The 18,412-nt window shown below is 73.9% G+C and carries 12 protein-coding genes; 3 read left to right on the plus strand and 9 right to left on the minus strand.

Annotated elements, in window-relative coordinates; genetic code table 11:
* Positions 1 to 6: 6 nt before the first annotated feature.
* Positions 7 to 564, minus strand: a complete 558-nt coding sequence (locus P8A18_RS03750; protein WP_371933634.1) for an NUDIX domain-containing protein — start codon at positions 562 to 564, stop codon at positions 7 to 9.
* Positions 565 to 675: 111 nt separating this feature from the next.
* On the opposite strand from P8A18_RS03750, the gene P8A18_RS03755 reads away from it, so the two are divergent.
* Positions 676 to 1,482: a M15 family metallopeptidase gene (locus tag P8A18_RS03755; protein WP_306051823.1), complete on the plus strand. Its 807-nt coding sequence runs from the start codon at positions 676 to 678 to the stop codon at positions 1,480 to 1,482.
* 120 nt (positions 1,483 to 1,602) lie between these two features.
* Positions 1,603 to 1,959 (plus strand): Mpo1-like protein, encoded by a 357-nt coding sequence (locus P8A18_RS03760; RefSeq protein ID WP_306051825.1) that lies wholly within the window; start codon positions 1,603 to 1,605, stop codon positions 1,957 to 1,959.
* A 21-nt stretch (positions 1,960 to 1,980) separates the two neighbouring features.
* Here the strand turns inward: P8A18_RS03760 and P8A18_RS03765 are convergent, their stop codons facing one another.
* From P8A18_RS03765 to P8A18_RS03780, 4 genes are read right to left on the minus strand one after another with little or no spacing between them, the layout of a single operon-like run.
* Positions 1,981 to 2,595: a GTP-binding protein gene (locus tag P8A18_RS03765; protein ID WP_306051827.1), complete on the minus strand. Its 615-nt coding sequence runs from the start codon at positions 2,593 to 2,595 to the stop codon at positions 1,981 to 1,983.
* Complete coding sequence (locus tag P8A18_RS03770) at positions 2,576 to 2,998, minus strand: DUF742 domain-containing protein (protein WP_306051829.1); 423 nt, start codon at positions 2,996 to 2,998, stop codon at positions 2,576 to 2,578. Before P8A18_RS03770 ends, P8A18_RS03765 begins: the two co-directional genes overlap by 20 nt.
* Positions 2,999 to 3,007: 9 nt before the next feature.
* The gene (locus P8A18_RS03775; RefSeq protein ID WP_306051831.1) at positions 3,008 to 3,451 is read right to left on the minus strand and encodes a roadblock/LC7 domain-containing protein; all 444 of its coding nucleotides are present in this window, start codon (positions 3,449 to 3,451) and stop codon (positions 3,008 to 3,010) included.
* Positions 3,448 to 6,252, minus strand: a complete 2,805-nt coding sequence (locus P8A18_RS03780; protein ID WP_306051833.1) for a nitrate- and nitrite sensing domain-containing protein — start codon at positions 6,250 to 6,252, stop codon at positions 3,448 to 3,450. The genes P8A18_RS03775 and P8A18_RS03780 overlap by 4 nt, the downstream gene beginning before the upstream one ends.
* Before the next feature lie 400 nt (positions 6,253 to 6,652).
* Here P8A18_RS03780 and P8A18_RS03785 point away from each other — a divergent pair, with 400 nt between their 5' ends.
* A complete protein-coding gene (locus P8A18_RS03785; protein ID WP_371933635.1) occupies positions 6,653 to 7,138 on the plus strand; it encodes a hypothetical protein in 486 nt (161 codons plus the stop codon).
* Between the two features lie 21 nt (positions 7,139 to 7,159).
* Here P8A18_RS03785 and P8A18_RS03790 read toward each other — a convergent pair whose 3' ends face one another.
* The 4 genes from P8A18_RS03790 to P8A18_RS03805 form a co-directional block, all read right to left on the minus strand.
* Positions 7,160 to 11,971, minus strand: a complete 4,812-nt coding sequence (locus tag P8A18_RS03790; RefSeq protein ID WP_306051835.1) for a hypothetical protein — start codon at positions 11,969 to 11,971, stop codon at positions 7,160 to 7,162.
* A 70-nt stretch (positions 11,972 to 12,041) separates the two neighbouring features.
* On the minus strand, positions 12,042 to 12,962 hold the full coding sequence (locus P8A18_RS03795; RefSeq protein WP_306051837.1) for a hypothetical protein: 921 nt from the start codon (positions 12,960 to 12,962) through the stop codon (positions 12,042 to 12,044).
* Positions 12,963 to 13,059: 97 nt separating this feature from the next.
* Positions 13,060 to 14,586: a hypothetical protein gene (locus P8A18_RS03800; RefSeq protein ID WP_306051839.1), complete on the minus strand. Its 1,527-nt coding sequence runs from the start codon at positions 14,584 to 14,586 to the stop codon at positions 13,060 to 13,062.
* A gap of 101 nt (positions 14,587 to 14,687) precedes the next feature.
* Entirely contained in the window at positions 14,688 to 18,317 is a 3,630-nt protein-coding gene (locus P8A18_RS03805) for a hydantoinase B/oxoprolinase family protein (RefSeq protein WP_306051841.1), read from the minus strand.
* Positions 18,318 to 18,412: the final 95 nt, after the last annotated feature.

Consider the following 18,412-nt stretch of genomic DNA (forward strand, 5'->3'; position numbering starts at 1 on the left):
GCGGGGTCAGTGGTAGCGGCCGGCGAACCAGGCGTCGGCGGCCTCGGTGTGGAGGGGGAAGGCGAGTGGGGCGGGGGCGCGCAGGAGAGTGTGGCCGGTCGTCTCGTCGGTCGGTGCGGACGGCGGGAGGGCGGCGGCCGGCCGTTCGGGGAGCAGTCCGAACAGGAGGAGGTGCCCGTCGGGTGAGCTGAGGGCGTCGGCGAGGCGGACGTCGTCGGGGCGGGCCTCGATGCCGGTCTCCTCGCGCAGTTCGCGTACGACCGCGTGTTTCCAGTCCTCGGTGTGGTCGATGAAGCCGCCGGGGAGCGCGAGGCCGCCGAGGGCGGGTTCGATGGTGCGGGTGATGACGACCAGGCCGGTGGTGTTCCCGTCGGTGACGGGGAGCAGGGCGACGGCGACCGGGAGCGGGTTGCGGTAGGCGGTGTCACCGCAGGCGGCGCAGGTGCGGGGCCAGTGGTCGGGGGACGCGAGGCCGGTGTACGGGGCTCCGCAGCCGCCGCAGTGGGAGTGCTTCACGGGATTCTCCGTTTCCTCGTGCCGGCCGGGCGCCCGCCGTACGCGCACCGGCCGGGTGTCTCCCGTAGTCGTGGTGGCCGGGCGCGGAGACGGTGGCGGACACGCGCGGACTGTACCGGATCGGCCTCCCGGCGGGACCGGCCGTTGGAGGATGTGCTCATGACAGGTATCGCGACCGTATTCCGTACCCTGGCAGCCGCTGCCGCCGCCCTGCTCGCCGTGACCGTCACCGCCCCGGCGGCGCAGGCGCGGCCCGAGCCGAAGGCGCCCGGGGAGTTCGTCCCGCTGCGTTCGGTGGACCCCACGATCATGCAGGAGATGCGCTACCCCACCGCCCACGACTTCATGGGCGAGCCCGTGGACGGCTACCGCCAGTCCCTCTGCATCCTGACCCGGCCGGCCGCCGAGGCCCTCCACCGCGCCCAGCTCCGGCTGCTGCGGCAGGGGTACTCGCTGAAGGTGTACGACTGCTACCGCCCGCAGCGGGCCGTCGACCACTTCGTGCGGTGGGCGAAGGACCTCGACGACCAGACGATGAAGGCCGAGTTCTATCCACGGGTCGACAAGACCCGGCTGTTCGCGGACGGCTACATCGCGGAGAAGTCCGGACACAGCCGGGGCAGCACGGTGGACCTGACCCTCGTCCGGCTGCCCGCGCTGCCGACCCGGCCGTACCGGCCGGGCGAGAGGCTCGCACCCTGTTACGCGCCGCGGGCCGAGCGCTTCCCCGACAACTCGGTCGACATGGGCACCGGCTTCGACTGCTTCGACACGCTCTCGCACACGGACGACCCGCGCGTCCAGGGTGTCCAGCGCGCCAACCGGCAGTTCCTCAAGGAGACCCTCACCGAAGCCGGTTTCGTGAACCTGGCCGAGGAATGGTGGCACTACACCTTCCAGCCCGAGCTGTTCCCCGACACCTATTTCGACTTCCCGGTGGCCCGGAGGTCCGTCGCCGGACACTGAGGCGCCGGGGGCAGCGGAAAAGGCGGCCGGGACCACCCCCGTGGGTTCCGGCCGCCCTTTCTTCCTTTCGGACGCAGCCGGGCCGTTTCCGGTTGCCGGTCCAGCCATTACGGTTCCCGTATGTCACAGCAGACGTTCGAGTCGTACGAAGAGTTCTGGCCGTACTACGTCGCGATGCACTCCCGGGCAGCGACCCGCTGGGTCCATCTCACCGGCACGCTGACCGGCCTCGCCGTCACCGCGTACGGGCTGGCGCGCGGCCGCAAGCGGTACGCGGCCGCGCTGCCGCTGATCGGCTACGGGACGGCCTGGCCCGCCCATTTCCTGATCGAGAAGAACAACCCGGCCACCTTCGGCCACCCCGCCTGGTCGCTGCGCGGCGATGTGCAGATGATCCGGATGATGCTCGCCGGACGCGACCACGAGCTGGCGCGGACCGCCGCGAAGTGGCTCGCCGAGAACGGCCGGGAAGCCTAGGCGGTCACGGAACCCGGGCCGTCACGGAACCCGGGCCGTCACGGGCGCGCGCCCCCGGTCCGCGCGGGACAGCGCGTGCTCGACGACGGCCACCAGTACGTCCCGCGCCGACGGGCGGTCCCGCGCGTCGCACGTGAGGAGCGGCACCTCCGGGTCCAGGTCGAGCGCCTCCCGTACCGTCGCCGGCGGGAAGCGGTCCGTGCCCTCGAAGCAGTTGACCGCGACCGCGAACGGGATCTTGCGCCGCTCGAAGTAGTCGATCGCCGCGAAGCAGTCCCCCAGGCGCCGGGTGTCCGCGAGGACGACCGCGCCCAGCGCACCCTGGGCCAGCTCGTCCCACAGGAACCAGAAGCGGTCCTGCCCCGGCGTGCCGAAGAGGTACAGCACCAGGTCCTCGCGGAGCGTGATCCGCCCGAAGTCCATGGCCACCGTCGTCGTGGTCTTCGCCTCGACGCCGTCCAGGTCGTCCACCGGACGCCCCGCCTCGGTCAGCCTCTCCTCCGTGCGCAGCGGCCTGATCTCACTGACCGCGCCCACCAGCGTCGTCTTGCCCACGCCGAAGCCGCCCGCCACCAGGATTTTGAGGGTGACGGGCTCCACGGACCGCCTGCTGCGGCTAGAGCGCCCGAAGGCCATTGATCACCTCACGGAGAATGTTCACGTCCGGCAGCTCGGCCGGCGGAACGGGACGGGTCACATGCACCAGTTCGTCCTCGACGAGGTCCCCGATCAGGACCCGGACCACCCCCACGGGGAGGTCCAGGGCCGAGGCGAGTTCGGCGATCGACTGGGGCAGCTCACTGCAGAGTTCGACGATCTCCACATGCTCCGGGGAGAGCATCTGGTCCCTGCCCGGGTCGTCGGCCGCGGGTTCGGGCACGACGATCGCGATCAGGTCGAGACGGTGGCGGGACGCACTGCTGGTCCGCCCGCGGGTCATCGCGTAGGGGCGGACGACCGGCCCCGCGTCGGCGTCGTACCAGCGCGGGGCCCGCGGCCTTGCCGGGGTGTCCGGGGAGCCGGGCGATTCGGCGCTCATGCCGTCCGCTCACCCCCCGGAGGGCTGACCGGTCGTCCGGGGCGCGTTGGCCAGGTGGGCGCCCACGCGCTTGACCATCAGCGTCATCTCGTACGCCACCTGCCCCACGTCCGACTCGGACTCGGCCAGCACGGCGAGACAGCTGCCGTCGCCGGCCGCCGTGACGAACAGGAACGCCTCGTCCAGTTCGACCACGGTCTGGCGGACCCGGCCCGCGTCGAAGTGCCGGCCCACGCCCTTGGCCAGGCTGTGGAAGCCCGAGGCCACGGCGGCCAGGTGCTCGCTGTCCTCGCGCGACAGGTCCTTGGACGCGCCGGTGGCCAGGCCGTCGCTGGAGAGCACCAGCGCCTTGCGGATGCTGGCGACGCGCTCGACGAGTTCGTCGAGGAGCCAGTTCAGTTCGCCGGACCCCTGGCGTGCGGAGTCGGGTGCTGCGGCGTTCGGTGCGGTCATGGACCGTCCCCTCCCGGAGTGGTTCCTTGTGCTGTGTCACCGTGGCCGGTCACGTCCTCGGCGTTCTGCTGGCGGCCTCGCTGCCAGCCGCGCTGGAGCGAGGCCATACGGCTGCGTACCTCTTCCGCGTCCCGCTCGATGTCGTCGGGGGCCGCCACCGGGTCCGGTCCTGCCGTGCCGCCGTCCGGTCCCTCGCGCAGTTGCACGACGAGGCTGGCCTGCCGGACGCGGCGGGGCAGTCCGCCCACCGTGTCCGCGGCGGGCCGGGGCGAACGGGGTGCGGGCACCGCGGGTTCGGCGGGCTCCGCGCGTTCGCGGAAGCCGGTGGGCTGCCGGGGCTCGGTTGCGCGGCGCCGGTCCACGGGCGGAACCGGGCGGACCGCTTCGGGATCGTCGGCGCCGGGGTGCGCCCGGCCGGCCTCGTCGACCCGGCGGCCCCGGTCCGCGACCAGCGTCGGCGGCCTGCGGCGACGGGGCAGCGGCCGGATGCCCTCGGGACGCAGCGCCCGGACGCCGTCGGAGTCCGCGAGGTGGTCGGCTGCCTGCTGGTGCTGCTCGCGGTCGCCGTCGCGGCGCAGTTCGCGGGCGCGGAAGATGCCGCCGCGCTCGCTCTCGGTGTCCTCCAGGTCGGACACTCCGTCGAGTACGGGGTCGAGCCCGGGTCCGGCCACCGCTTCGAGGACCGGGTCGCGGGTGAAGTCCAGGGGCCCCTCGGGGCCTTCGAGCTCGACGGGCCCGTCCAGCACGGCCGGGTCGACCAGTCCTGTCGGGACCGGGGACAGTCCGCCGGGGCGGCCCGGCACGGGTCCGGGGCCGGGCTCGTGGAGCGCGGCATCGCCGCCCGGCCCGCCGGCGATGGCCTTCTCGGACCTGCGGTCCAGGCGGAAGCCGGTGCCGTGCGATTCGGGGGCGTCCGTGAGGAGTGCGGCGGGGATGAACACCACCGCGGTGGTGCCTCCGTACGGGGATGTCTGGAGGGAGACCCTGACGTTCTGGCGCTGGGCGAGCCGGCTGACCACGAAGAGGCCGAGGCGGTCGGTGTCGGAGAGCTCGAACTCGGGGGTCTCGGCGAGCCGGAGGTTGGCGTCCAGGAGGACGTCGGGGGGCATGCCGAGCCCCCGGTCGTGGATCTCCAGGGTGAAGCCGTTGGCGACCCGCTCGCCGAGCACCTGGACGGCGGTGTGCGGGGGCGAGAACACCGTGGCGTTCTCCAGGAGTTCGGCGATCAGGTGGGTGAGGTCGGCGACGGCTGGGCCGCCCACCCCGATGCGGGGCAGCCGGCGGACCTCGATCCGTTCGTAGTCCTCGACCTCGGCGACGGCGGCCCGCACCACGTCCATCAGCTGGATGGGCTTGCGCCACTGCCGGGACGGGGCCGCCCCGGAGAGGATCACCAGGCCCTCGGCGTGGCGGCGCATGCGGGTGGTGAGGTGGTCGAGGCGGAAGAGGTCGGCGAGTTCCTCGGTGTCCTCCGTGCGCCGCTCCATCGTGTCCAGGAGCGTGAGCTGGCGGTGCAGCAGGACCTGGTTGCGCCGGGCGAGGTTGACGAAGACCTCCGAGACGCCCCGGCGCATGTCGGCCTGCTTGACCGCGGCTTCGACGGCGGCGCGTTGCAGGGTGTTGAGGGCCTGGCCGACCTGGCCGATCTCGTCGCGCTCGTACTGGAGGTGCGGGGACTCGGTCTCCACATCGACGTGCTCGCCCGCGGCGAGCCGGCGCATCACGCTCGGCAGGCGTACCCCGGAGACCTCGTGGGCGTCCTTGCGCAGCCGGGAGAGGTCGCGGACGAGTTCGCGGCCGATGCGTACGGAGACGAAGACGGAGACGAGGAGGGCCAGGAAGCCGAGGACGCCGGCGATGCCCGCCTTGATCAGGACTCCGTAGCCGGCGGGTTTGCCGCGGTCCTGGAAGCGGTTGTTCATCTCGGTCGAGTCGTTGGCCAGCCGTTCCAGGGCGGGCGGGGCGACTTCCTGCCAGCGCGCGGCGTCGACGGCGCGCGGGCTGGTGGTGGGGCCCTGGCTGATGATCTTGTCCTCGGCGGAGCGCAGCGGCTCGCTGTCCGGGCCCTGCCAGTACTGCTGGACGCGCCGGCGTTCGGAGGCGGGGAGCAGGTCGAGGTTGATCTCGTTCAGCAGTTGGCGCTGGGCGACGAGGTCGGAGATCTGCCGGAGTTCGGGGGCGGTGAGGCGGCCCGCCAGCAGGCCCGAAGCGATCAGGGCGTCTTCCCTGGAAAGCATCTCGCGGGCGCGGGACAGTCCGGTCAGCGCCCGGACCTGCTGGTCCATGGTGACGTTCTCCATGGTGTGCAGGCCGGTCAGGAAGCGGTAGCAGGGGTCGATGAGGCGGTTGTAGTAGGCCATCGCCTTGAGCCGGCCGATGGTGCGTTCGTCGACGGAGTCGCGCAGGGCGTCCAGTCCCTCGACGGCGCCGAGTATCGAGGCGAGCTGGGTCTCGGCGCTCGGGCCGAGCGCGTCGCGGATGTCCTTCTGCTCGGCGCTGCGGCTGACCTCGGCGACGACCCGGTCGGTGGCGGCGCGCCGGTTGCGCAGCACGGGCAGGGCGTCGGAGGCGCGCGGGTCGGCGAGGAAGACGAGGGTCTGGCGGCGCTCGCTCTGGATGACCCGGACGGTGTCCTCCAGGGGGTGGCCCACCTTCTCCACGATGGCGCTCGCACTGAGCAGTTTCCCGGCCTCGCGCCCCGTGAGGTAAGTGGCGAATCCCCACAGCGCGGTGAGGGAGACGAGCGGCACGAGCAGCAACGCCACGATCTTCCTGCGGATGGACTTTCCGCGAAAGCGCATGGCCTCCCCCAGCTCGCCCCCGCGGGGCGGGGATGGTGTTTCGTCAACAAACGGCGCGAGCCTACTACCGACACACAGACAACTCGAAGGCACGTCCGGACGATTTTCGGCCGCCTTACCGGGAGTTGACCATGACTTGTCCTGGTATTCCTGGAGATGAAATTCACGGAAGAGACGGAAGAGGCCCGGGGGACCGGCACGTTCCTTCCCGTCCCGGTTGGCTGGAATTCTTCGTTTCGTGACGGCTGGGAGGAATCTTCACCGCGGGCCACTCGTCCATCAGTACGGGGGTAGGGGGACTGCGGGGGCACTCTCGGCAGGACGGGACGGACCGTCCGCGTAGAAAGGGTGTATGCCGGGCAGCAACCCTGAAGTCGGACAGCGGTGGGAGTGAAGGGCCTTGGACACACAGGAACGTCGTGACGCGGCGGAGCCGGCGGAGGCCGGGGCGGCGGAGGGCGTGGGCGAGTGGGAGTGGGAGTGGGCGGCTGTTCCGCGCCGGCCGCTCTGGGTCGAGGAGCCGGCGCTGCGGCGGCGGATGCCGGACCCGGTGCGCACGGCGGCGGTCCGGGCGGTGCTCATCATGTCGTTGACGGTGATTCTGGCGATGGTCGCCTTCCTGACCGCGCTGGCCGGGTCCTGGCTGTCCTTCCCGATGGTGCTGAGCGGGGTGGCGAGCACGGTGGTCGCGACCTGGTCGGTGCTGGACGTCTGGGTCACCCGCCAGGTGTGGAACCAGCGCAACGGCGTCGTCTCCATGCCCAGCAGCTCGGCCCGGCAGCTGCGCCGCGAACGCCGCTGGGCGCGCCGGGCGGCCCGTGCCGCGCAGCGGGAGGCCTCCCGGATACGCCGCGGGAGCGCCGACCGCCGTCTCTCCCGGGCCTGACGCTCCCCGCCGCCCCGGAGGCTACGGAGCCGTGCGGGTCTCCTCGGCGGGCTCGGAGGCGGCCTGCGCGGGCAGCGTCCGCGGGGCCGGAGCGCCGCGCTTGAACATGCGGGTGGCGGTGATTTCTCCGTGCACGGTCTCGCTGCCCGGGTCCTGCTGCGGCAGTCCGGGGCGCAGGTGCTCCTCGACGCTGATGTATTTCAGGCCCGCCCGCAGGTCCGCGTCATTGCGCAACCTGATCACGAGCGGGAATTCCGCGAGGGCCGTCGTATCGAACAGCCCGGTGGTGTACAGCAGTTGCACGCCCAGCGCGTCGGAAACCGCGCGCTGGAGCTCCAGCAGATAAGTGGCGTTGGCGCGGCCGATCGGATTGTCCAGGAAGAGCGTGCCCGCGTGGCGGTGCTGGGCGCGGTCGCGTCCCCGGTCGTTGCTGCGCAGGGCGGCCATCGTGCAGTACAGGGCGATGGCCGCGGTGAGGAGCTGGCCGCCGGAGAAGACGTCGCCCATCTGACCGACCGGTACGCGCTCGGCGCGCAGGACGGCGTCCGGCTTGAGGATCTCCACCGCGATGCCCCTGGGCTCCAGGGCCGCCCCGACACCGCGCAGGAGCAGGGACATCCCGTCCCGGCGCAGGTCGGAGTTCTTCTTGAGGGCCGCCTTCGTCGCCTCGTCGATGACCTCTCCGAGCCGTTCGGTCAGGGTGGCCTGGTCGGGTTCCTCGAAGCGGATGCGGAGGAATTCCTGCCCGGACCACTCCCCCAGGCCCTCGGGGAGCCGGGAGAGCCGCTGGGCGGAGCGGAGCGTGGTGAGCGCGGACTCCACGAGGCCGCGCAGCCGGTCGACGATGGAGTCGCGGTTGCGTTCCAGCTGGGCCAGCTCGTCGGTGAGGACCCGCAGCCGGGGTGCGAAGGCGGTGGCCCACTTCTCCGCGTGCTCGGGAAGCGCCGCCGCGGGCAGCTCGCGGATCTGCTGGCGGGCGGGGGTGCGGACCTGCTCGTAGCGGGTGGAGTTGGCGTGCCGTACGAGGACATCGCTCGCCTCCCGTACGGCCGCTTCGGCGGCGGACAGGTCGGCGGCGCAGCCGCGCAGGGAGCGGCGGGCCTCGGCGGCGGACTGCCGGGCCTCCTCCAGGCTGCCGGGGTACGGCTCGGGGCTCTCCGGGTCGTCATCGGCGCCGTGGTCCCTGAGCAGGTCGCGCAGCAGGGCGGCGGTCTCCTCGAAGCCGCCCGCCGAGTCCTCGGCGGTGCGGTGGGAGTGGAGCAGCTCGGTGTGCGCGGCGCGGGCGGTGTCCAGTGCGGCGGTCGCGGAGGCCAGCTCGGCGGTGGCGGTGCGCAGGAGGGCCTGGGCCTGTTCGGCGTCGGCGGGCACCTGCTCGTCGGGCAGTTCGGTGTGCAGGCTCTCGCCGTCGGCGGGCGCCAGGCGTTCGGCTTCTCCGCGCAGCCGGCCGAGCTGCTCGCTGGCCGTGGAGGCACGGGTCTCCAGGAGCTGGACGAGGGACTCGGCGCGGGCGGCGGCGGCCTGCCGGGACGGGCCGTCGGCGCCGTCGGTGCCCTCCAGGAGCTGGGCGGCCCGGGTGCGGACCTTGTTGGTGAGCCGGTCCAGCTCGGCGAGCGCGGCGCTCTCGTCGCTCTCTGCGCGGGCCTGTTCGGCGCGCAGGTCGGCGCCGACGCCGACCTTCTCGTAGAGCTGGGAGGCCGCGCGGTAGGCCTCGCGCAGGGCGGGCAGGGCCTGCCGCGGGGCGTCGTCGCCGAGGTCCGGGATCGTCTCGGGAGCGCCGGCGATCTCGGCCCGTTCGGCGCGCAGGGCGCGGGCGGTGCGGCGGGCGTCGTCGGCGGCGCGCTGGGCGGCCCGGCGGTCCTCGTCGGCGATCCGGGCCCGCTCCAGGAACACGGTGGCGCGGGCCTCGGACTCCGCCGCCTCGTCGGTCAGTTCGCGCAGCTTGGCCTGCCAGCCCGCCCGTTCGCGGAGCCGGAAGGCGAGTCCGGCGAGCGCGTCGGCGGCCCGGCGGGCGCGCTGGGCGGCCTCCTGGCGCTCCTCGCGGACGCGGGCGGTGTCGGCGGCGGCCTCGTCGGCCTCGGCCCGGACCGTACGTGCCTCGGCGAGGGCGGCCTCGGCCGTCTCGGCTGCCGTGCGGGCGGATCCGGCGGCTTCGGCGAGCTCGGCGAGCATGCCGGGCGGGCAGTCGGCGCGCCAGGAGCCGATGCGGGCGGCGAGCGCGCGGTCGGCTCCGAGACGGGCGGCGAGCACCCGGATGTCCTCGTCGCGGGCGGCGGCCCGGCTCCGCAGGGCGTGGCGCTCCTCGTCGGCGGCGTGCTCGTCGTGCATGGCCGGGTTCGGCGGTACGAGGAAGACCCCGTCGCCGCCGGCGTAGGGGCCGGTGCCCGGGTCCGGCACCGGGGCGAGCAGGGCGGCCGCGGTGCCGACGGCGACGGCGGAGCGCGGCAGCAGAGCCGCGGCGCCGAGGACTTCGCGGGCGCGGGCGTGCGCGTCGGGGTCGGTGATGACGACGCCGTCGACGAGCTCGGGCCGGGCGGCGAGGACGGCCGCGTGGTCGGCGGGGTCGACGGCCTGGGCGAGGTAGCGCCAGCCGGGCAGGGCGGGGATGCCCTGCTCGCCGAGGTATTCCACGGTGGCGAGCACGTCGGGTCCCGGCGGCAGGAGGCCGCCGTCGCCGAGGGCGCCCAGGATGCGTGAGTCGTCGGCCGCCGCGGTGCGCAGTTCGAACAGGCGTCGTTCGGCGGCGCCGACGCCCTGGTCGAGCAGGTCGCGCAGCTCATCCGCGCCGCGGTCGAACTCGTCGGCGGTGAGGGCCTGTTCGGCGGTCCGTGCGGCGGTGGCTGCGGGCGCGCCGTGCGGGGCGGGTTCGGCTCCGTCCGGGGCGGCAGGTCCAAAGCCGGGGCCCTCGTCGTGCCGGTGCTGGTTGTCGGCGCTCTGCCCGGTCCCGGGGGCGGCGGCCTGCCGGGGCCTGGGCACCCCGCCGGTCCGGTCGGCGGGCAGCCCGAGCAGTTCGGCGAGGCGGGGCTCGGCGGCGATCGACTCGGCGGCCCTCAGCTCGGCCTCGTAGGCCTGTTCGGCGGCTCGGGCGCCGTCGGCGGCGCGCGCCGCCGCCAGTTCGGCGCGGCTCTCGTCGGCGGTGGCCTGCCTGGCCAGGTCCGCGGCGGCGCCGGCGGCCTCGCGGGCGGTGTCCCAGGAGGCCACGGCGGCCTGTTCGGCGTCGTTGGCGGCGAGGGCGGCCCTGGCCGGGTCGGCGTGGGGTGCGGTGTCGTCCAGCCAGCCGGCCCGGACGGCCTCGGCGGTCTCCTGCTCCACCTCGGCCAGGCGCTGGCGCAGATGGCCGGCCTCGCTGCGGGCACGCTGGGCCTCGGTGGCGGCGGTGGTGGCGTCGCGGTGGGCGGCCTCGCCGGCGCTCTGGAGGGTGTCGGAGCGCTCTTCCTCCTCGTTGGCCCGGTTCTCACCCGCTTCGGCGGCGGTGTGCAGGGCCCGTACGAGGTCGGCCGCCGCACTGGCGCGGGCGGCGAGCGCGGGGGCGGCGTCGCGCTCGGCCTCCCGGATCGCCACGGCGACGCGCGCGGAGCGGTCGGCGGCGGCGCGGTGGCGCAGGACGGCTTCGGCGGCCTGCCAGGCGGAGTGCAGGGTGCGGGCGTCGCCCAGCTCGCGGCGCCCGGCGGCGGCGCTCTTCTCGGCGGCGGTCAGGGCCAGCGACGCGTGCCGGTAGGCGAGTTCGGCGGCGATCAGGGCGAGACGGCCGCGGGTCTCCTCGGCGCCCGTGACGGTGTGGGCGGCGGCGGTGACCTGCTGGGCGAGCTCGGCCGTCCGGCCGCGTTCCTCGCCGGCGCGGGCGGAGAGCCTGCGGGCCAGGGTGCGGGTGCGGCGCTCGGCGCCGGCGTGGATGTCGCGGGTGCGGGCACGGGTTCCGGCGGCCTCGACGATGCGGCCGAGCAGGTCGACGGAGCCGGCGGTGAAGTCGCGTTCCGCGGTGAGTTCGGCGCGGCGGCCCAGTTTGTTGCCGAAGCCGCTGACCAGGTCGGCGAGGCCGTCCGTGTCACGGGTGTCGGTGACGGCGCGCAGCAGCAGGTCGGTGAAGTCGGAGTCCTTCTTCACCGCGAAGAGGCCGGCCGCCTCGCCCTCGTCGGCGTTCATCTCGCGCTGGTACCGGAAAAGTTCGGGGTCCAGGCCCAGTTCGCCGAGGTGTTCGTTCCAGCGGTCGTGGATCTCTTCCCAGTGCACGTCGAGGTGCTGGTAGAACTTGCCGGCCTCGGTGAGCGCGTCCCGGAAGCCCTTCATGGTGCGGCGCCTGCCCCGGGCGCCGGAGACGCCCTCGGCGGGGCGGCCGACGGCGGTGGACTCCGCGACGGGCAGCGAGTCGAGGCCGAGCCCGGGTCCTGGCCGGAAGGAGTACCAGGCCTCGGCGAACTTCCGGGGGTCGTTGGAGACCTGGCGTCCGCGCCACTCGCTGACCTTGCCGACGACCACGCACTCGCCGGTCAGCGTGTGCTGCCACTCCAGCGCGACATGGCCGCAGTCGTCGGCGAGCAGGAATTTGCGCAGGACGCCGGAGCTGGCGCCGCCCAGGGTGTTGCGGTGGCCCGGCAGCATCACCGAGAAGATCAGCTTCAGCAGGACGGACTTGCCGCCGCCGTTCTCCAGGAAGAGCACGCCGGCCGGGGCGGGCCTGCGCGGCGGGCCGACCGGTTCCTCCTCGAAGAACTCCGCCTGCGCCGGGGCGGGGTGGGGCACGGGCTCGCCCACTCCGCGCAGGTCGAGCACGGTGTCGGCGTAGCGTGCGCCGGCAGGTCCGATGGAGTAGAGGCGGACCCGGGACAGCTCGTACATGGCGGCGGACTCTCGTCGTTCGGGAAGCGGGGGGAAAGACGTCGGGGCGGGGCGGCCGGCCCGGCGGTGGTCAGCCGTGGAAGGGCAGGCCCGCGTCGGCCGCCAGTTCCAGGTCGTCGGGGTCCGGGGGCGGCAGCAGGGTGGCGCTGCCGTCGGTGACGGGGACGACGCCCAGCTCCAGGAGCTCGGCCATGGCGGCGCTGCCGGCCATGTCGCGGACCTGGAGCTGGTAGCGGGCGGTGGTGCGGTAGGTGCCTCCGGCGTCGTCTCCGGTGCGCTGGAGGAAGCCGGAGTCGGTGAGGAAGGCGACGGCCTTGCCGATGATGCCGGTGGTGGAACCGGCGAGCCGGCGGGCGTCCTTCGTCGCGCCGGTGGCGCTGCGCCGGGCGTAGACGCGCCAGCCGGCCTCCAGGCCCGGGGCCTCGCTGACCGGGTCGGTGTTGTCGCCCTGCTCCTCGGCGCGCTCCTCCAGGCGGTTGCACGCCTGGCGGACGAAGGCGTCGACGCCGTTGACCGTGATCCGGCCGATGTACGCGTCGTCGGCGAGGTCCTCGGGGCGCGGGAAGGCCATGGCGGCGACGGCGAGGTGGGCGAGGCCGTGCAGGAAGCGGTCCGCGGAGTCCGACGAGGCGCGGCGGGCGTAGTCGCCCATGCGGACGGCGAAGACCGAGTCCTCGCCCGCCGTGACGGCCATGCCGGCCCGGGGGGAGACCTCCAGGACGATGAGGCCGAGACCGGTGGCCACGGCGTCGGCGAGCCGGGCGAAGGCGGTGTCGTCCCGGTAGCGGCGCAGCAGTTCGGCGTACTCGGCGTCGCGGGCGGGCAGCAGCTTGGGCTGGAGGCCGAAGGCGACGAGCCGGGCGGCGTCGGCCGCGTCCGCCGGGGTGACGGCGGCCGGTGCGGGCGCGGCCCGGTCGGGCTCGTAGGCGGAGGCGGGCCGGTCGGCGGGCTCGCTCCACGCGTCGGTGTGCTCTGCGCGGTGGTCGCTCACGACACTCGCTCCTTGCTGCGGAAAGTCCGGTGAAGAGTTCTGCGGAGGGGCCGGTGCGGGGCCCCGGAGCCACTCGTACGGAAAGGTGGGCGGGAGGTCATGACGCCTCCGAGCGGTCCGCCGCCATGCCGGCCGCGTCGAGCAGGGCGGTGCCCACGATCAGGTCGGCGCCGCCGAACTCGTCGTCGTCCAGCGGGGTGCCGTCGTCCACGGAGAAGAGCAGACGGCGCTCGCCCTGGCGGTAGGCGGTGCCGACCGGGGGGCTCGCGGCGTGCACCGCGAGCAGGGCGACCAGGTAGGGCAGGTCGGAATCGCTCCGCCGGGCGTCGGCCAGGAGCCCGGACAGGCGGCGCGGCGCGTCGTGCTCCAGATCGAGCAGTTCCATCGCGGCGGCCAGCTGCTCCTCACTGAACCGGCTGTCGTCCGGGGTGGCGATGAGGTCCGGCTCGGGCATCTCGGCGCCGAGGTGTTCGCGGGCCGGCGGCGGGCTCAGGAGCAGGTCGACCAGGTCGCCCACCCGGACGGAGACCGGGGTGCGCAGGCCCGTGCCCCGGGCGAAGAAGGCGTCGGTGGCCCGGGTCGCCTGTTCGACGGGGAGCGGCAGCAGCGGGGCCAGGAGCTGTCCGTACAGATCGAGGCCGGTGCGGGCGGCGGGTGCGGCGAAGGCCTGCCGGTCCTGTTCGGCGCGGAAGAGGGGGCCGGCCTCCAGCAGCCGGGACTGGAGCTGGGTGTGGCGGCGGATGCAGTCCTTGACGATGTCGACCAGCTCGGCGGCGCGGCGCTTGTGCTCGGGATCCTCGGCCTCGTCGCGGGCCTTGCGGATGTTGGTGAGGATCGCGTTCTCGTGGCGGTAGCGGTCGGCTACGTGGTCGAGCGCCTCGGCGATCATGTCGGGCACGGTGTTGAGCCAGTCGACCGCGCGGACGTTGCGCCGGGTGGCGTCGAGCGTCTTGCGGAGGGTCTCCGCGTACTGCACGGTCCGGTAGCGGGCCTGCTCGGCGGCGAGCTGGGCGTCGGCCAGCCTGCCCCGGCTGATCAGGACCTCCAGCTTCACCTCGGCGGCGATCTGGGCGCTGGTGACGTCCGTGTCGAGGGCTCCGACCAGGACGTTGACCGCTTCGTCGGTGGCCCTGAGGTAGACGCTGCCGCCGTGCCCGGGGACCTCCTCGATGAGCTTGAAGTCGTAGTCGCGGCGGACGTAGACGCCGTCGGGCCCGAACGTGCCGTAGACGGCGCGGAATCCACGGTCCACGCTGCCGACGTTGATCAGGTTCTCCAGGACCCAGCGGGCGACCCGTTCGTGCTCGGCGGCCGGGCGGCCGGGGGCCTGGGCGGCGACGCGCGGGAGGAGCCTGGTCACTATCTGGTCGTGGTCGGCGCCGGTGTCGAAGTCCATGTTGAGCGTGACGTGGTCGATGGCCGCGAGGGCGACCTCGGCCATGGCGTAGCCGCTGTACTCACCGGCGAGGTTCGCCTTGCGGACGTCCAGGTCGTGCAGCGGCGCGGTGCAGGCGAGCGCGCGCAGCCGACGCGAGAGCCCCTCGTCGGCGGCCGGGCCCGGTGCGGGCCGGGGCCCCGCGCTGAGCTGGGGCGCAGCGTTGTCCGTGTAGGCAGGCGAAGTCACGCTGCACAGATTAGGTCCTCGGACTGACAACGGTCGAAACGGCGCAGAAGGGCCCGCCTGCCCCGGAGTCGGTCACGCCCCGCCGCCCGGCCGTCCGGCGCTCAGCCGCCCCCGGCGTCCTCGGCCGGCTCCCCGTATCCGCCGCCTCCGGGGGTGCGCAGGACGAGCACGTCCCCGGCGCCGGTGTCCGCGCTGTCGCAGCCCTTGAGCGGGGTGCGGCTGCCGTCGGGGTGTTCGATGTGCTGGCTGCCCAGTGCGCCGGGCGCGCCGCCCGCCATGCCGTACGGCGGGACCCGCCGGTGTCCGGTGAGCAGGGCCACCGTGACCGGTTCGAGGAAGCGGATGCGGCGTTCCACCCCGCGGCCGCCGTGGTGGCGGCCCGCTCCCCCGCTGCCCTCCCGTACCCGGAAGCTCTCCAGCAGGACCGGGTAGCGCCACTCCAGGATCTCGGGGTCGGTGAGGCGGGAGTTGGTCATGTGGGTCTGTACGGCGTCGGTGCCGTCGAAGTCCTCGCCCGCGCCCGATCCGCTGGCCACCGTCTCGTAGTACTGCACCCGGTCGTTGCCGAAGGTGAGGTTGTTCATGGTGCCGGAGCCCTCTGCCTGGACGCCGAGGGCGGCGTAGAGGGCACCGGTCACGGCCTGCGAGGTCTCGACGTTGCCGGCGACCGTGGCGGCGGGCGGGGCGGGCGCCAGCATGGAGCCCTCGGGGACCCTGATCTCCAGCGGGGTGAGGCAGCCGCTGTTGAGCGGGATGTCCTCGGCGACCAGGGTGCGGAAGACGTAGAGGACGGCGGCCATGACGACCGAGGTGGGGGCGTTGAAGTTGCCCGGCTGCTGCGGGGAGGTGCCGGTGAAGTCGATCACCGCGCTGCGCGCCTCGCGGTCGACGGTGAGCGTCACCTCGATCACGGCGCCGTTGTCGGTCTCGTACCGGTAGCGCCCGTCGTGCAGCCCGGCGATGATGCGGCGTACCGACTCCTCGGCGTTGTCCTGCACATGGCCCATGTAGGCGTCCACGGCTTCGGTGCCGAACTGCTCGACCATGGCGCGCAGTTCGGCGATGCCCTTCTCGTTGGCGGCGATCTGGGCGCGCAGGTCGGCGAGGTTGGTCGCGGGGTCGCGGGAGGGGTACGCGGCGGTGGTGAGGAGTTGCCTGGTGGCGTCCTCGCGCAGGGTGCCGTCCCGCACCAGGAGCCAGTTGTCGAAGAGGACGCCCTCCTCCTCGACGGTGCGGCTGAAGGCGGGCATGGAGCCGGGGGTGATGCCGCCGATCTCGGCGTGGTGGCCGCGCGAGGCCACCAGGAACTTCAGCACCGGCGTGCTGCCGGACTCGTCGAACACGGGCGTCACGACGGTGACATCGGGCAGGTGGGTCCCACCGTGGTACGGGTCGTTGATGGCGTACACGTCGCCGGGGCGCATGGTTTCGGCGTTGCGGTGGAGCACCTCCTTGATGGACTCCCCCATGGAGCCGAGGTGCACCGGGATGTGCGGGGCGTTGGCGATCAGGTTGCCGTGCGCGTCGAACAGCGCGCAGGAGAAGTCGAGCCGTTCCTTGATGTTGACGGAGCGGGCCGTGTTCTCCAGGGTCACGCCCATCTGCTCGGCGATCGACATGAAGAGGTTGTTGAAGACCTCCAGCATGACCGGGTCGACGCGGGTGCCGACGGCCTGCCGGGCGGGGCGCGGGCGGGCCCGGGTGAGGACCAGGTGTCCGGTGGCGGCGAGTTCGGCCTGCCAGCCCGGGTCCACGACGGTGGTGGCGTCGGCCTCGGCGATGACGGCGGGGCCGGTGACGGTGTCGGTGGCCCTGAGGCCGGTCCTGAGGTGGAGCGGGGCCTCCTGCCACCGGCCGTCCGCGAACATCCGCGCGGTGTCGTGCGGGCGGGGCGTGGTGGGGGCGTCCTCGTCCCGCTCGGCCGGCCGGATCTCGGCGTGCGCGCCGGCCGTTCCGGTGGCCTCGACGGAGACCGTCTCCACGATGAGCCGCCGGTCCGCCGTGAAGCCGTAGCGGGAGCGGTGCTCGTGGGTGAACGCCTCGGTCATGGCCGCCGCCGTGTCCAAGGCGACGGGGAGGCTCGCGTCGGTGCCCTCGTACCGCAGCAGGACCCGGGCCCGGGTGCTGATCGCTTCGTCGGGGACTCCGTCGGCGCGCAGGTCGGCCCGGGTGCGGGCGGCGAGCTCGTCGCAGAGTTCCCGTACCCGGGTCACCGCCCCGCCTTCCAGGGCGGCTTCGAAGGACTGCTCGCGCATGGCGGTGGCGTCGGCGAGGCCGATGCCGTACGCGGACAGCACACCGGCCAGCGGGGGTACGAGGACCGTGTCGACGCCGAGCGCGTCGGCGACGGCGCAGACGTGCTGGCCGCCGGCCCCGCCGAAGCCCGTGAGGGCGTAGCGGGTGATGTCGTGTCCGCGCTGCACGGAGATCTTCTTGACCGCGCCCGCCATGGCGAGCACGGCGATCTCCAGGAACCCGGCGGCGGTCTCGGCCGCGGTGCGCTTGGTGCCGGTGGCCCGCGCGACGTCCTCGGCGAGTTCCTCGAAGCGTTCGCGCACGATGTCCGCGTCGAGGGGCTGGTCGCCGTCCGGCCCGAAGACGGCGGGGAAATGCGCGGGCCGGATGCGGCCCAGCATGACCTGGGCGTCGGTGACGGTCAGCGGCCCGCCCCTGCGGTAGCAGGCGGGACCCGGGACCGCCCCGGCCGAGTCGGGGCCGACCCGGTAGCGCCGGCCGTCGAAGTGCAGGACCGAGCCGCCGCCGGCCGCGACGGTGTGGATGTTCATCATGGGGACGCGCATCCGCGCGCCCGCGACCTCGGTGCCCAGTTCGCGTTCGAACTCGCCCGCGAAGTGCGAGACGTCGGTGGAGGTGCCGCCCATGTCGAAACCGATGACCCGGTCGTGGCCGGCCTGCGCCGAGGTGCGGACCATGCCGACGACCCCGCCCGCGGGTCCGGAGAGCACCGCGTCCTTGCCCCGGAAGTGCGCTGCCTCGCGCAGGCCGCCGTTGGACTGCATGAACATCAGCCGGATGCCGGGCAGTTCGGCGGCGACCGAGTCGACGTACCGGCGCAGGATCGGTGAGAGATAGGCGTCCACGACGGTGGTGTCCCCGCGCGGGACGAGCTTGATCAGCGGGCTGACCTCGTGGGAGCAGCTGATCTGGGTGAATCCGGCGGCCCTGGCCTCGGCGGCGACGGCCTGCTCGTGGGCCGGGTGGCGGTAGCCGTGCATCAGGACGACGGCCGCACTGCTCAGCCCGTCCTCCCGGGCGGCGCGCAACCGCCCGGCCACGGCCTCCCGGTCCAGCGGCACGACGGTCCGGCCGTGGGCGTCGATGCGCTCGGGGACCTCGATGACCCGGTCGTACACGGCTTCCGGGAGCAGGATGCGGCGGTCGAAGAGGCGGGGGCGGTTCTGGTACGCGATGCGCAGGGCGTCCCGGAAGCCTTCGGTGATGACCAGGACGGTCGGTTCGCCGCGCCGCTCCAGCAGGGCGTTGGTGGCGACGGTGGTGCCCATCTTCACGGCGGCGACCCGGTCGGCGGGGACCGGTTCGCCCGCTCCGAGCCCCAGCATGAGCCGGATTCCGGCCACGGCGGCGTCCCGGTAGCGGTCCGGGTCGTGCGAGAGGAGCTTGCGGGTGACGAGTTGCCCGTCGGGGCGCCGTCCCACCACATCGGTGAACGTGCCGCCACGGTCGATCCAGAATTCCCAGCGCCCGGTCATGCCCCCATCTTGGCCCGCTGCCGGGTGATCACGGAACAGGCCACGGCGCCGGTCGCGAAATGTGCGCCGGCGCCCGTCCCGCGCAGCGGCTCGCG

The sequence above is a fragment of the Streptomyces sp. Mut1 genome, assembly GCF_030719295.1.
GTDB classification, from domain to species: Bacteria; Actinomycetota; Actinomycetes; order Streptomycetales; family Streptomycetaceae; genus Streptomyces; species Streptomyces castrisilvae.